The sequence below is a fragment of the Devosia sp. Root413D1 genome (assembly GCF_001425235.1).
In the GTDB taxonomy this organism is placed as follows: domain Bacteria; phylum Pseudomonadota; class Alphaproteobacteria; order Rhizobiales; family Devosiaceae; genus Devosia_A.
This window is the reverse complement of the sequence record NZ_LMEA01000010.1, coordinates 55,647-68,574: the sequence shown is the minus strand read 5'-3', so window position 1 is coordinate 68,574 and position 12,928 is coordinate 55,647. Positions and strand designations below refer to the sequence as shown.

Genomic DNA, 12,928 nt, shown 5'->3' with positions numbered 1-12,928 from the left:
GCCAGCCCAGGCAGGACCTGGCCGCTAACCCTTTTCCGCGCCCGACAGCATGCCGGAGCGTACGAACCGCTGCGCGGCCATGAAAATCAGCAGCACCGGCAGCACCACGAGGATGGCGGCGAGCACCACCTCCGGCTTCTTGATCGGCACATCGTTGGACGGCAGGTTGCTGAGCGCGCCTGAGCCGCTCACCAGCGCCGTCAGCCCCACCGGCAGGTTGTAGAGCTTGTCGTCGCTGAGCAGCACGAAGGCGAGGAAGTAGTTCGACCAGATGGCGAGGAAGCTGAAGAACGCCACCAGCGCGATGATCGGCCGGGCCAGCGGCAGCGCGATGCGGGTGAACAGCTGGAACCGGTTGGCGCCATCGACCCGGGCGGAATCCATCACGCCTTTGGGCAGCGAGGTCGAGAAGTAGACATAGGTGAGATAGACGCCGAACGGGAAAAAGCCGCTCGCGAGGATCAGCCCGGCATAGGTGTTGCTGAGGCCGAGGAGGTTCAGCTCGAGAAAGATCGGCAGCACCACGGCGGTCGACGGCGTGATCATGGCGATCAGCGTCAGCGTCAGGATGAGCTTGCGGCCCGGGAACTCCGACTGCGCCAGCGCATAGCCGCCGGGGATCGAGGCGATCAGCGACAGCAGCACGCCGCCCACCGAATAGATCAGCGAATTGCCGGCCCAGGTCAGGATCTGGAAGTTGTTGTAGGTGGTGAGATTGGTCCAGGTGCGGCTGAACGCTTCCCAGGTGCCCAGCGCAAACGGCGGATCGGTGAGCAGCGACGCTTCCGAGCGGGTGCCGGCGATGAACAGCCAGAGCAGCGGAATGCCGTAAAAGCACACCGCGAAGGCCAGCGTTGCAAAGACGACGAAACGGCCGAGGTTGAGGCGCATCGGTGCGGTTCTGCTGCTCATTCCGCCCTCAATCGATCTTGTAGAATTTGGTGGCGAAAACGATCACCAGCGCGATGACGATGGACGAGCCGACCAGCAGCGAACTGAGCGCCGCCGAGGCGCCGAAATCGCCCATCCGGAAGGCGTACTGGAATGCCATCTGGTTCAGCGACCAGTCGTTCTGCGCGAATTGCGGCCCGGCCAGCCCCATCAGTTGCGGCTCGACGAAGAGCTGCAGGCCGCCGGCAAAACTCAGGATTCCCATCAGCACCAGGGAGCGCCAGATCATCGGCAGCTTGATGCGGGTGGCGAGCTGGAAGCGGTTGGCGCCATCGATGCGCGCCGCCTCCATCACCTCGGTGGGGAGGCTCGACAGCGCCCCGCCGAACACCACGATCCAGCCGCCCGAAGCCGAGAAATACGCCATCACGGCGAACACCCCGGCGAGCCCGATGCCCGAGATCACGTCGGCGCGCGTGCCCCAGCCCAAGCTGTGCAGCACCGGCTGGAACGGGCTGACCGAGGGGTCGAGCACGAACAGCCACAGCACCACGATGGCCGATGAAGTGACGGCGCCGGGGAGGAAGTAGATGGTCCTGAGCGTATTGGCGGTCTTGCGATTGATGCTGTCCAGCATCAGCGACAGCGCCGCGACGCCGATCATGGTGATGGTCACCCAGATGGCGACGAAGGCCAGCACATTGACGACGCTCGCCGGCACGCGGAAATCGTCGAACACGAACTGGTAGTTGGTGACGCCCCAGAACACCATTTCGATGGTGTCAAAGAAGCTGAGCCCGAAGGCATAGGCGATGGGAAACAGCCCGAACATCATCAGCAGCAGCAGGTAAGGCGCCAGCAGCAGATACGACATGCGCGTATCGCGCCGTGCCTTCTGCTTTTCCTTGCGGGCGCGATCGCTCGTCGCCGCCCTCACATCCGATGCCATTGCCGTAGCGCTCATTGCTGCCCCGCGTCATGAACCGGACGCGCCCGTCAGGACGCGTCCGGTCTGTTCGTTATTCGACCTGGTAGCCGTTGAGCTTGGCGAGGTTGGTCAGCTCGGTCTGCAGCGCCGGCAGGGCGCCTTCCACCGTGCCGCCGCTCGAAAGCGGCTGCACCACCACCTTGGCGATCGCGTCGCTGACCGAGAAGCGGAGGCTCACATAGCCGGGATGGCTGAACGCCGCCGCATCGGCTTCCACCTTGAAGACGTTCGGATCGGCGTAATACGCGTCAGCGGCGAGGCGCGCGCCCCAGGCTTCGGCCGACGGCCGGTGCCCCGGCAGCGTCACCGCGGCGGTCTGGTTGGCGATGTCGGTCGACATCCAGGTGACGAGGTCGACCGCCTCGGCCGGATGCGCCGTGTCCTTCCAGGCGCCATAGGTGCCACCGCCCCAGCTCCAGGTCAGCGGCTGGCTCTGGTCGTCCCACTTCAGCGGCAGCGCCGCGGCGAGCTTGCCGGCCGGCCATTCATAGGTCGGCTTGATCACGTATTCGCCGAACCAGGTCGGCCCGATCATCAGCGGAATCTTGCCGCCCTTGGCGAGCGCCACGAAATCCGGCTCGAACGGCCCGACCTTGGTCAGGCTGCCATTGGCCAGCATCGCATCGACCATGCGCGCCGGCTTCAGGCACTTGTCGGTGGTGAGATCGATCTTGACGGTGTCTTCCTTGCCTTCGACCGGCATCACCATGTCGCAGCCATCGGAGACCAGCATGGAGTAGAGCGGAAACGCCTCGACGCCGGTGCCGAGGCTGAGGCCCTGCGGCGCCAGCTCTTCACCGAGCTTCTGGAATTCTTCCCAGGTGGTCGGCACGGCCTTGCCGAGCGCTTCCATCGCCGGCTTGTCGTACCAGACGATCATGTGCGCCAGGTCGTTGCGCATGCAGAGCAGCTTGCCGTTCACATGGCAGGGCGAGTTGCCGTTCGGGTAGAACTCGTCCTGCAGCGCCTGCGGCACCTTGTCGGTGAGATCGAGCAGGTAGTTCGAGCGGCGGGTCGAGAGCTGCGCGGTGTACCCGATATCCGACATGAAGATCACGTCGGGGATTTCGCTCTTCGCCTGCAAAGCCAGCTGGATCTTGGCGATCAGGTCGGCCGGCGCCACGGTGGTGACGTTGAGCATCACGTTGTCGTGCGTCTTGTCATAGAGATCGAACATGGTGAGGCGCGGCGTGTCCGACCAGACGTTCAGCGTCACCGCATCCTGGGCCATCGCGGCGCCGGCCATCAGGCTCAACGCGACGCCGCCGGCAAGCGCGGCGGTCCTTATACGAAGCATAGTCTCTCCTCCTGTATAGTCCGGCTTTCGCGCCGGATTTATCTGCCGACGGCCGACGCCATGACGGCGCCCGCTGCGTCGAACACGTGCACCTGGTCGGACCGCAGCCCGACCTGGACCTCCTGCCCCGGCTGGAGATCGGAATGGCCCATCACCTGCACGGTGATCACCTCCGGCGTTCCTCCATCGAGATAGGCGTATGTGATGTTGCCGAGCCGCTCGACCGACTCGACCCGCGCCGGCAGCGCGGTCAGCCCGGCGGGCACCGCGGCCCCGGCGGCCACCACTTCCAGCGTCTCCGGCCGCACCCCGAGCGTCACCGCGTCACCGATGCTGGCGCCGCGGGTCGTAAGGTCGACCTTGGTTCCGCTGCTGGTGTCGAGCCCCATCGTCGCCTTGCCGTCGGCGGCGCTCAGCACCTTGGCCGGCAACAGGTTCATCTTGGGCGAGCCGATAAAGCCGGCAACGAACAGGTTGTTGGGGCGTGCATAGAGATCGAGCGGCGGCCCGACCTGCTGGATACGGCCATTATCGAGCGCCACGATCCGGTCGGCGAGGGTCATCGCCTCCACCTGGTCATGCGTCACGTAGATCATCGTGGTGCCGAGCTCGCGGTGCAGCCGCTCGATCTCGAGCCGCATCTGCACGCGCAACGCCGCATCGAGGTTCGACAGTGGCTCGTCGAACAGGAACACCTTGGGGTTGCGCACGATGGCGCGGCCGATGGCGACACGCTGGCGTTGGCCGCCCGACAGCTGCGCCGGCGAACGGCTGAGCAGCTCATTGAGCCGCAAAATCCGCGCGGCTTCCTTGACCCGCTTGTCGATCTCGTCCTTGCCGAAGCGCGCCAGCTTCAGGTTGAAGGCGATGTTGTCGTAGACGTTCATGTGCGGGTAGAGCGCGTAGGACTGGAACACCATGGCGATGCCCCGCTCCGACGGCTCGGCAAAGGTGACGTCCTTGCCGTCGATCAGGATATCGCCATCGCTCACCGTCTCGAGCCCGGCGATCATCCTGAGCAGCGTCGATTTGCCCGAGCCCGAGGCGCCGACGAACACCACGAACTCGCCCTTGTCGATGGTCAGGTCCACGCCCTTGATGACGTCGACCGTTCCGAACGACTTGCGCACGTTTTTGAGCTCGACCGCGGCCACCTAGCAGCCCCTGCCCGTCGACCGCGACACCATCACCAGCTTCATGCGACCCCTCCGTTGAGATATTATTGAGCGGCAATGATATCTCAAGTCAAGGTACCGACTCGTCCAGAACGCCCTCCAACACGCCCCGTAGGCGTGATCTGGTAGCTTGCAAGCTCCGCAGAAACCTGTGTTCTCTGGCGTTTTGCTGAGATTTCCAAATCGCCTGTTGATATACTAAAGTGCGAACACGCCTCTCGACCAATTCACCGGTGAACATGTCTGACGTCCGAAACGACAACGAAGGGTACCGCCGCTTCCGCAAGGCGATGAATGACGGCACGCTCGAAGCCGGCATGGTGGTGACCCAATCCGAACTCTGCGAGCTGCTCGGGCTGTCGCTGTCGCCGCTGCGCGAAACGCTGGTGCTGCTGGAGGAATTCGGGCTGGTCGAGATCAAGCCGCGCGCCGGCATCAAGATCGTCTACCCGGAGGTGGCGTTCATCCGCGAGAACTACCAGTTCCGCATCATGATCGAGATTTTCGCGCTCAAAAGCTTCGGCGACACCGTCTCCGACGCCTGGCTCGCCGGCATGCGCCTCAACCACGAGAAGTGCCGCATCAGCCTCACCGATGGCAGCCCGTTCGAGGCGGCACAGACCCCGTTCCTCGAACTCGACGGCCGCATGCACCGCGAGATCGTCGCCTCGCTCGGTAACCGCGCTATCCTCGATACGCACGAGCGCCTGCAGGAAAACATCCGCATGGCGCAACGCGTCCACCGCCGCCCCGGCTTCCGCGGCTACCTGGTCGATACCGTCGACGAGCACATGCGCGTCATCACCGCGCTCGAGCAGCGCGACGTCGCCGGCGCCATAGCGGCGATGGAAGCGCATTTCCAGGGCTCGACGCATAGGACGTTTGCGGCCTGAACCCGACTGATAGGGACGGCCCCCTCCCGGCCTCCCCCATGAAGGGGGAGGTGAAGAGTCGAGGCTCTGTCTTAGATCATGCAAAACACACCGGCGGGGCACCTCCCCCTTCATGGGGGAGGATGGGAGGGGGCCGTCTGTCGCGGCTAAGCCACCCCTAAACAAACATCCCGAGATGCCGCTGCAGTGCCGCGTTGAAATGCGCCACCAGCGCCGCTTCGGCGCGGTCGGGGTCGCGCGCTTCGGACGCTTCGATGATCTCGAGATGCTCGCGGATCGAGCGCTGCGCCAGCGGCGCGGTGAGTTTGCGGTCGAGCCGCACCAGCTTGAGATAGGTGTGCATTCGTCGGTAGCTGGTCTCGATCAGCGCGTTCCTGAGGATCGCGATGATCGAGTTGTGGAGCAGCGTCTCCAGCGCCTCGAGCTCCTCCATCGTCTCCGCCGTGAGGCCTGACGTCTCGATGTGGCGGGACACGGTGCGGTGCCGGTCGCCCAGTTCGCGGATCAGGTCCTCGTCGCCCTGCTCGGCGAAGGCTCGCACCGCCGCCCGCTCGATGATGGTGCGGAACTGATAGGTCGATTTGGTGAGCTCGAGCCCGGGCTTGACGAACTGGATGCCGGAGCGCGGGTGGATGGTGAGGATGCCCTCGACCTCGAGGGTCCTCAGCGCATCGCGCAGCGGCGCCACCGGGATGCCGAGCAGCTTCACCAGATCGTTCTGCGACACGAAGGCCCCAGCCGGCAACCGCCGGTCGAACAGGTTTTCCAGGATCCGCGTATAGGCCAGATCGCTCAGCCGTCCGCCCGGCTGCGCCTCGGCCAGGCCGATATCGGCACCCTCATTCACAGCCACTTGTGCGCCCGCTTTCATTGGTCTATTAGCGTCACCGTCTGATATATCAGATGTTCATGTTAGTCGATCAGAGATCGCCAGCCTATGCGCATTTCCGAATTCCGCATCACCCGTTTCCAGTTTGCCCGCGACCGCGTTATCGGCGACAGCCAGGTCCGCGCCGACGATGTGAACATAGCGGCGCTCGAACTGATTGCCGATACCGGCGCGGTCGGGCTGGGGTTTATCCAGACATTGTTTTATCCGCTGCCGGATCAGGCCGAGATCGAGCGGGTGTTCCGCTCGGAAGCCTGGCCCGGTCTCGAAGGCCAGCCGCCGGCTGGGCTGGTGCATCGTGTCGGCCGGCCGCGTGGCGGCAACCAGCGTGCCTACACCCTGCCCTTCCATGAGGCGCTGCAGGTCGCGCTGTGGGATCTCACGGCCAAACAGGTGAACCTGCCATTGCACCAGCTGCTCGGCAGCCGGCGCGACAAGGTCGAGGCCTATGCCTCGGGCCTCGACTACCACCTTTCGGACGACGAGTTCGCCCGTTTCTTCGCCCATGCCGACGCGATTGGCTACCGCGCCTTCAAGATCAAGGTCGGCAACCCGGATTTCGACTGGGACCTCAACCGCCTGAAGATCCTCAAGCAGGTGGTCCGCAAGGACGCCCTGGTGATGATCGATAGCAACGAGGCCTGGGGCGCCAAGGAAGCCTTGGTCAAGCTCACCGCCATCCGCGATGCCGGCCACGAGCTGCTCTGGGTCGAGGATCCGATCCTGCGCAACGATTATGCCGGCCTCAGGATGCTGAAGGACGCGGCCAACTGGACGCTGATCAACTCGGGCGAATATCTCGATGCCCACGGCAAGCGCCTGCTGATGGAACAGGACGCCACCGACATCCTCAACGTGCACGGCCAGGTCACCGACGTGATGCGCATCGGCTGGCTCGCCGCCGACCGCGGCATTCCGGTCAGCCTCGGCAACACCTTCCTCGAGGTCGGCATCCATGCCGCCTGCGCCCTGCCCGAAGTGCAGTGGCTCGAATACTCGTTCCAGAATTTCGACCACCTGGTCGACCAGCCGGTCGAGATCAAGGACGGTTGGGCCTACGCCCCGGATCGCCCCGGCCATGGCCTGGTGCTGAACGAAACCGCCCGCCGCGAGTGGGCCCGCCCCAACCTGTTGCCGCGCTCCGAGCTCGGCGAAGCCCCGTTCAATCCGCGCGTCGCCAAGGCGCAGCGCGCGGCCTGAAGCCAACAGCTAACGACCCCAAAGTCATCCAGGGAGGAGACCTCGTTATGAATCTTCTGCGCACCACTGTGGCGCTCTCGGCGATCCTCGTCGCCGGCGCTGCCCTTGCCCAGGACGGTGCCATCACCGTCTGGGCCGACGCCACCCGCCAGCCGGCGGTCGAGGCGTTCATCGCCGCCCATCCGGAAGTGCCGGTCAATCTGGTGCTCGACGACGGCTCGTCGGGCGCCTCGGGCACCTTCCAGACCAAGATCAGCCTCGCCGACCAGGCCAATGAAGGCTGGCCGGACGTGGTCTTCTCGACCCAGAACAACGATGCCGCCTGGGCCGCCCGCGAGAACAACGGCGCGCAGGCCTTCGCCCAGGTGCTGAACGAGGGCTTCCTCGACCAGGCCTTCCTCGATGGCTTCACCCCCGGCGCGCTCGACCCGGTGACCGTCGACGGCAAGGTCTATGGCCTCCGTAACGACCTCGCGCCGGTGCTGTTCTGGTACAACAAGACCCTCCTGGACCAGTTCGGCTACGCCGCCCCCACCACCTGGGAAGAGTACCAGGCGCTGGGCGACAAGCTCGCCGCCGAGCATCCGGGCTATTTCCTCGGCGGCTTCGGCGACGCCTTCCAGGGTCCCTATATCTACTATTGGAGCGGCGAGGCGCCGATCTTCCAGCTCGAGGGCGAGACCTTCAAGTCCGACACCTCAGCGCCGAATGCGGTGAAGGTCTCCAACCTCATCGACCACATGGTGGCCAACAAGACCCTGACGCTCGACAGCGTGTTCGGCGCCAGCTTCGTCGCCAGCGCCGCCAACCTCGTCGCCATCCCTGGCCCGGCCTGGTACTCGGGCGCGCTGTTTCAGAACCCGGGTGGCGTCAACGCCAAGGCCGGCGACTGGGTCGCCGCGCCGCCGCTGAAATGGGCCGACGGCGCCGCGGTCACCGGTAACGTTGGTGGCGGCGTCTGGTACGCCTCGAGCCACACCCAGAACCCCGAGGCGGTGAAGACCTTCCTCAAGTTCGTCACTTCTGACACCAAGGTCGCGGGGACCGGCGGCCTGCCGGCCTACCAGGCGGCGGCCGATGCCTGGCTCGATGCGCAGGCGGCGAGCGGCTTTTATGCCGGCGACTTCAAGGCCGCCATCCAGGCTGCCGCCTCGAGCGTCTGGAACGGCTGGGGCTACCCCAACTTCTCGCCCGAAACCGCCTGGGCCAAGATCGTCACCCCCGGCCTCGCGGCCGGCAAGACCATGACCGACCTGTCGGCCGACTGGCAGCAGGAAATGAAGAACGAAGCGCAGGTCGTCGGCTACACCGTCGAGTGATCCTGAAACCTGAGTTCGCCGGGGGCGCGTAAAGTGCCCCCGGCCTTGTCCGTCTAGTGCCTGGAGCCGCCAAGTGAGCACGATCGACAATAGCGCTGCCACTGCTGCTGTCGCCCTCGAGCGCCCGAAAAAGGGCATGAGCGTCGAGCGCGCGCAGGGACGTATCGGCGTGCTGTTCGCCACCCCCTACACGCTGTTCCTCATCGCCTTCGGCATCCTGCCGGCGCTCTACGCCATCTATCTCGCCTTCACCAAGAAGGGCGCCTTTGTCGGCTTCGACAACTTCCTCAAAGTGTTCAAGGACTACCGGTTCTGGCCGGCGGTCGAGCATGTCGGCATCTTCATCATCGTCTGGCTGGTGCTGCTGGTCGTGCTGGTGGTGACCCTCGCCATCCTCGTCCACTCGATTGGCTTGCGCTGGTTCTCCGGCACCATGCGCTTCGTCTATTACATCCCGGGCGCGCTGGCCGGCGCCTCGAGCGTCATGCTCTGGCTGTTCGTCCTCGACCCCACGGTCAGCCCGGTGTCGTGGCTGCTGCAGGCATTGGGCATCGAGAGCTTCGTCGGCGCCGTTGACGCCAGCCGCCTGCCGGTCGTCCTCGCGGTGATCGCCTTCTGGACCGGCGCCGGCGGCTGGATCGTCATCATGTATGGCGCGCTCAACAACATCTCGAAGGACGTCATCGAGGCCGCCCGCGTCGATGGCGCCGGGCCGGTGCGGATTGCCTGGTCGATCCAGATCCCGCTGATGCGCAAGTGGATCGCCTACATGGTGATCATGAGCTTTGCCGGCGGCACCCAGCTCTTCGTCGAGCCGCGCGTCCTAGCGCAGGCCAGTCGTGGCGTGGTCGGGCAGGACTATTCGCTGAACCAGCTCGCCTTCCTCTACGCCTTCAAACAGAACGATTTCAACGGTTCGGCGGCGATCTCGCTGGTGCTGCTGGCCGTCGCCGTCGCTCTCTCCATCTACTTCGTCTTCAAGGGTGGCCTGTTTGAGCGCGCCTAACTCCGAAATCGTCGGCACCCGCATGCGCGACCTCACGCCCGGCGCCTGGCTCGGCCGCGCCTTCGGCGTGCTGATCCTCATCGTCTTCGCGCTGTTCTTCGTCGTGCCGCTGCTCTGGCTGCTGATCGCACCGACCAAGACCGATCGCCAGCTGCTGCTCGAAGCCCCGTTCGCCCTTGGCGATATCGGCACGCTGCTGAGCAACTGGCAGAGTCTCATGACCTTCCAGGGCGGGCTGATCTGGACCTGGATCGGCAACTCGGTGTTCTACTGCGTCGCCGCGCTGGTGATCACGCTCTGCATCTCGATCCCCGCCGGCTACGCCCTGGCGATGACCGAGTTCCGCGGCCGGAAGCTCCTCCTGGTGGTGACGCTGATCGTCATGCTGATCCCCTCGACCGCCCTGGTGCTGCCAATCTTTCTCGAACTAAGCGCGGTGCGGCTGATCGGCAACCCGCTTTCAGCCATCCTGCCCTTCTCGTTCTATCCGTTCGGCGTCTACCTCACCTACATCTACTTCTCGACCGCGGTGTCGCGCGACCTCTTGTCGGCGGCGCGCCTTGACGGGGCGAGCGAGTGGCAGGTCTTCATGAAGATCGCCATGCCGCTCTCCACCCCGGTGATCGCACTGGTCGGCTTCTTCAGCTTCACCGGCAACTGGAACAACTACTTCCTGCCCTATGTGACGCTGCCCGGTCGAAAGGCGCCGATCCAGGTCGGGCTTGCCGAGCTGCTCTCGAACGTCCCCGCCTTCAACCCCACCAATGCGGCTTCGACCACCATCACGCTGTCGGCGCTGGCACTGGCGACGCTGCTCGCCATCGCCCCGGTGCTGCTCGTCTTCCTGTTCGCGCAGCGCTACCTCGTTTCCGGCATGACCGCCGGCGGCACCAAGGAGTAGTTTATGGTCCAGCGCATGGGCATGGTGATCGGCGTGAAGCCGGAAAAGCTCGAAGAATACAAGCGCCTGCACGCCGAGCCGTGGCCGGAGATGAACGCAGCGCTGAGCGCCGCCAATATCCGCAACTACTCGATCTACCTGCGCGAGCCCGAAATGCTGCTGTTCGGCTACTGGGAATATGCCGGGTCGGACTACGAGGCCGATATGAAGGCGCTCGGCGAGGTCGCCATCACCAAACAATGGCTGGCGCTCACCGACCCTTGCCAGGCGCCGCTGAAAACCGCCGCTCCCGGCGAGTGGTGGAGCATGATCCCCGAAATCTACCATCTCGACTGAGGAGACGCCCGATGGTTGCGCTCAACGGCCGGACCTATACCCGTCGCGAGATCGCCGAGCGGGCGGGCATGCTGAGCCAGTTCGCCGGCGTGCGGTTGATGGAACTGAGCGATGGGGTCGAGCGCGGCATCCGCATGCTCGAATTTCGCACCGGCTCGGGCCTCCGCTTCACCGCTTTGGTCGACCGCGCCCTCGACATCGCCGATTGCGAGTTCAAGGGCCAGGCGATCGGCTGGAACTCCCCGGCCGGCTTCCGCCATCCGGGTCTGCATGAATACGAAGGCGAGGGCGGCCTCGCCTGGGCCCGCTCGTTCTCGGGATTGCTCGTCACCTGCGGGCTCGATCACATCCTGTTCATGAACGAGGTGCCGGCTGACAGCTACGTCTATGGCCCCAAGCCGACCGTCAGCCACTCGCTGCACGGCCGCATCGGCACTATCCCGGCAAAGCTCACCGGCTATGGCGAAGAGTGGCGCGGCGACGAGTGCGTGCTGTGGGCCGAGGGTATCGTGCAGCAATCGGCGGTGTTCGGCGAGGACTTGCACCTCGTCCGCCGCATCGAAGCCGATGTCGGCGGCAAGGACATCCGGATCAGCGATCGGGTGGTCAACCACGGCTTCTACAAGACGCCGCACATGTACTGCTACCACATCAATGTCGGCCACCCGGTGCTCGACGAAGGCTCGCGCTACCTCGCGCCGATCCGCGACGTGGTCTGGGCTGCCCATGTCGGCGAGGCCTACAAAAAGCAGGGCGTCGGCTATCGCACCCTGACCGCGCCAAAGCTCGATTTCCACGAGCAGGTCTGGCAGCACGAACTCGGCACCGATGATCAGGGCAAGCAATTCGTTGCCCTGGTCAATGATCGCCTCGGCCTGGGCTTCGAGGTCGCAACCGACAAGGCGCAGTTCCCCTGCCTCTACGAATGGCAGAACCTGCAGGCCGGGCAATATGCGCTGGGCATCGAGCCCTCGACCAACCACGTGCTCGGCAACAACGCAGCGCGGGAGCGCGGCGAGATGATCTGGCTGCAGCATGGCGAGGAGAAGCGCTACGACAGCACCTTCCGTATCCTCGATGGCGCAACCGAGATCGCCGCCAGCGAAGCGCGCATTCGTGCCATCTCCGGCCAGCCCGAGGACGAGTACCCTGCCCCCTCCGGCAACCACCTGAAGATTGTGGGACGCTGATGGGCGTGGATCGCTTCGGCTCGCTCGAGAATAGGGCCATCCTCTATACCGGTGCCGCCGGCGGGCTGGGGCTCGAGACAACGCTCGACATGCTGCGCTCGGGCGCGAAAGTCGTCGCCATCGACAACGACGCCAACAAGGTTGCGGCGCTGCTCCAGGCGGCGGCAGGCCTCCGGGGGCTTACTGTCGCCAAGCTCGATCTCGCCGATCTCACCGGGCTGCGCGCCGGGCTGCAGAAACTCTCGGCTGAGGTCGGCGGCTTCGACGTCGTCATCAACAATGCGGCGATCTATCCCTCAAAGCCCTTCGAGGACTACACCATCGAAGAGATGCAGCTGGTGCAGCGCATCAATGTCGATGCCGGCATCGTCTGCGTCCAGGTGGCGCTGCCGCATATGAAGGCGGCAAAGCGCGGCCGCATCATCAATATCTCGTCGGTGACCATCTCGGGCGGCTGGTCGGACCTGACGCCCTATGTGCAATCGAAGATGGCGCTGGTCGGCCTCACCCGCTCATGGGCCCGCGAGTTCGGCAAGCACGGCATTACCGTCAACGCGGTAGCGCCGGGCGCCTTCCCCACCGATGCCGAAAAGATCCATCCGGACCTCGCGGCCTACGAGAAGCGCATCTACGAAGCGCAGGCGCTGCAACGCCGCGGCGCGCCGGCCGATATCGCCAACATCCTGATGTTCCTCGCCTCCGACGCAGCTTCCTTCATCACCGGCCAGACCATCCACGTGGATGGCGGCTGGTACATGCATTGAGATGCAAGGTGTTGCAGTGCTGACTGGAGGTCTCAAGCGGGCGGCGCACCCCCTCCCAACCTCCCCCGTCACGGGGGAG

13 protein-coding genes are annotated in these 12,928 nt (G+C 64.9%); 8 read left to right on the top strand and 5 right to left on the bottom strand.

The window, feature by feature from the left end; all coding sequences use genetic code 11:
* Window positions 1-24: 24 nt before the first annotated feature.
* The 4 genes from ASC89_RS15055 to ASC89_RS15040 all read right to left on the bottom strand — a co-directional run bounded on the left by ASC89_RS15055 (window position 25) and on the right by ASC89_RS15040 (window position 4,330).
* Window positions 25-912, bottom strand: coding sequence for a carbohydrate ABC transporter permease (locus ASC89_RS15055; RefSeq protein ID WP_082528290.1), 888 nt, complete (start codon window positions 910-912; stop codon window positions 25-27).
* A 7-nt stretch (window positions 913-919) separates the two neighbouring features.
* On the bottom strand, window positions 920-1,840 hold the full coding sequence (locus ASC89_RS15050) for a carbohydrate ABC transporter permease (protein WP_055999166.1): 921 nt from the start codon (window positions 1,838-1,840) through the stop codon (window positions 920-922).
* A 70-nt stretch (window positions 1,841-1,910) separates the two neighbouring features.
* Window positions 1,911-3,176 (bottom strand): ABC transporter substrate-binding protein, encoded by a 1,266-nt coding sequence (locus ASC89_RS15045; RefSeq protein WP_055999163.1) that lies wholly within the window; start codon window positions 3,174-3,176, stop codon window positions 1,911-1,913.
* A gap of 38 nt (window positions 3,177-3,214) precedes the next feature.
* On the bottom strand, window positions 3,215-4,330 hold the full coding sequence (locus ASC89_RS15040; RefSeq protein WP_055999160.1) for an ABC transporter ATP-binding protein: 1,116 nt from the start codon (window positions 4,328-4,330) through the stop codon (window positions 3,215-3,217).
* A 260-nt stretch (window positions 4,331-4,590) separates the two neighbouring features.
* On the opposite strand from ASC89_RS15040, the gene ASC89_RS15035 reads away from it, so the two are divergent.
* Window positions 4,591-5,244, top strand: a complete 654-nt coding sequence (locus ASC89_RS15035; protein ID WP_055999157.1) for a GntR family transcriptional regulator — start codon at window positions 4,591-4,593, stop codon at window positions 5,242-5,244.
* Window positions 5,245-5,401: 157 nt separating this feature from the next.
* Here ASC89_RS15035 and ASC89_RS15030 read toward each other — a convergent pair whose 3' ends face one another.
* A complete protein-coding gene (locus ASC89_RS15030) occupies window positions 5,402-6,097 on the bottom strand; it encodes a GntR family transcriptional regulator (protein WP_244488470.1) in 696 nt (231 codons plus the stop codon).
* A gap of 84 nt (window positions 6,098-6,181) precedes the next feature.
* Here ASC89_RS15030 and ASC89_RS15025 point away from each other — a divergent pair, with 84 nt between their 5' ends.
* The 7 genes from ASC89_RS15025 to ASC89_RS14995 all read left to right on the top strand — a co-directional run bounded on the left by ASC89_RS15025 (window position 6,182) and on the right by ASC89_RS14995 (window position 12,849).
* A complete protein-coding gene (locus ASC89_RS15025; protein WP_055999149.1) occupies window positions 6,182-7,333 on the top strand; it encodes a mandelate racemase/muconate lactonizing enzyme family protein in 1,152 nt (383 codons plus the stop codon).
* A 47-nt stretch (window positions 7,334-7,380) separates the two neighbouring features.
* Window positions 7,381-8,652 carry an ABC transporter substrate-binding protein gene (locus ASC89_RS15020; protein ID WP_055999146.1) on the top strand — a complete coding sequence of 424 codons (1,272 nt, stop codon included), beginning with the start codon at window positions 7,381-7,383 and terminating at the stop codon, window positions 8,650-8,652.
* Between the two features lie 73 nt (window positions 8,653-8,725).
* Entirely contained in the window at window positions 8,726-9,658 is a 933-nt protein-coding gene (locus ASC89_RS15015) for a carbohydrate ABC transporter permease (protein ID WP_055999143.1), read from the top strand.
* Complete coding sequence (locus ASC89_RS15010; protein ID WP_197421304.1) at window positions 9,645-10,559, top strand: carbohydrate ABC transporter permease; 915 nt, start codon at window positions 9,645-9,647, stop codon at window positions 10,557-10,559. Before ASC89_RS15015 ends, ASC89_RS15010 begins: the two co-directional genes overlap by 14 nt.
* A 3-nt stretch (window positions 10,560-10,562) precedes the next feature.
* Window positions 10,563-10,895 carry an L-rhamnose mutarotase gene (locus tag ASC89_RS15005; RefSeq protein WP_055999140.1) on the top strand — a complete coding sequence of 111 codons (333 nt, stop codon included), beginning with the start codon at window positions 10,563-10,565 and terminating at the stop codon, window positions 10,893-10,895.
* Between the two features lie 11 nt (window positions 10,896-10,906).
* A complete protein-coding gene (locus tag ASC89_RS15000) occupies window positions 10,907-12,085 on the top strand; it encodes an aldose 1-epimerase family protein (protein WP_055999137.1) in 1,179 nt (392 codons plus the stop codon).
* A complete protein-coding gene (locus ASC89_RS14995) occupies window positions 12,085-12,849 on the top strand; it encodes an SDR family NAD(P)-dependent oxidoreductase (RefSeq protein WP_055999134.1) in 765 nt (254 codons plus the stop codon). The genes ASC89_RS15000 and ASC89_RS14995 overlap by 1 nt, the downstream gene beginning before the upstream one ends.
* Window positions 12,850-12,928 lie beyond the last annotated feature (79 nt).

Excerpts from the sequence above, each read along its gene's own strand:
- ASC89_RS15055 (WP_082528290.1), bottom strand. The coding sequence starts at position 912 with ATGAGCAGCAGAACCGCACCGATGCGCCTCAACCTCGGCCGTTTCGTC.
- ASC89_RS15050 (WP_055999166.1), bottom strand. The coding sequence starts at position 1,840 with ATGGCATCGGATGTGAGGGCGGCGACGAGCGATCGCGCCCGCAAGGAA.
- ASC89_RS15045 (WP_055999163.1), bottom strand. The coding sequence starts at position 3,176 with ATGCTTCGTATAAGGACCGCCGCGCTTGCCGGCGGCGTCGCGTTGAGC.
- ASC89_RS15035 (WP_055999157.1), top strand. The coding sequence starts at position 4,591 with ATGTCTGACGTCCGAAACGACAACGAAGGGTACCGCCGCTTCCGCAAG.
- ASC89_RS15025 (WP_055999149.1), top strand. The coding sequence starts at position 6,182 with ATGCGCATTTCCGAATTCCGCATCACCCGTTTCCAGTTTGCCCGCGAC.
- ASC89_RS15020 (WP_055999146.1), top strand. The coding sequence starts at position 7,381 with ATGAATCTTCTGCGCACCACTGTGGCGCTCTCGGCGATCCTCGTCGCC.
- ASC89_RS15005 (WP_055999140.1), top strand. The coding sequence starts at position 10,563 with ATGGTCCAGCGCATGGGCATGGTGATCGGCGTGAAGCCGGAAAAGCTC.
- ASC89_RS15000 (WP_055999137.1), top strand. The coding sequence starts at position 10,907 with ATGGTTGCGCTCAACGGCCGGACCTATACCCGTCGCGAGATCGCCGAG.
- ASC89_RS14995 (WP_055999134.1), top strand. The coding sequence starts at position 12,085 with ATGGGCGTGGATCGCTTCGGCTCGCTCGAGAATAGGGCCATCCTCTAT.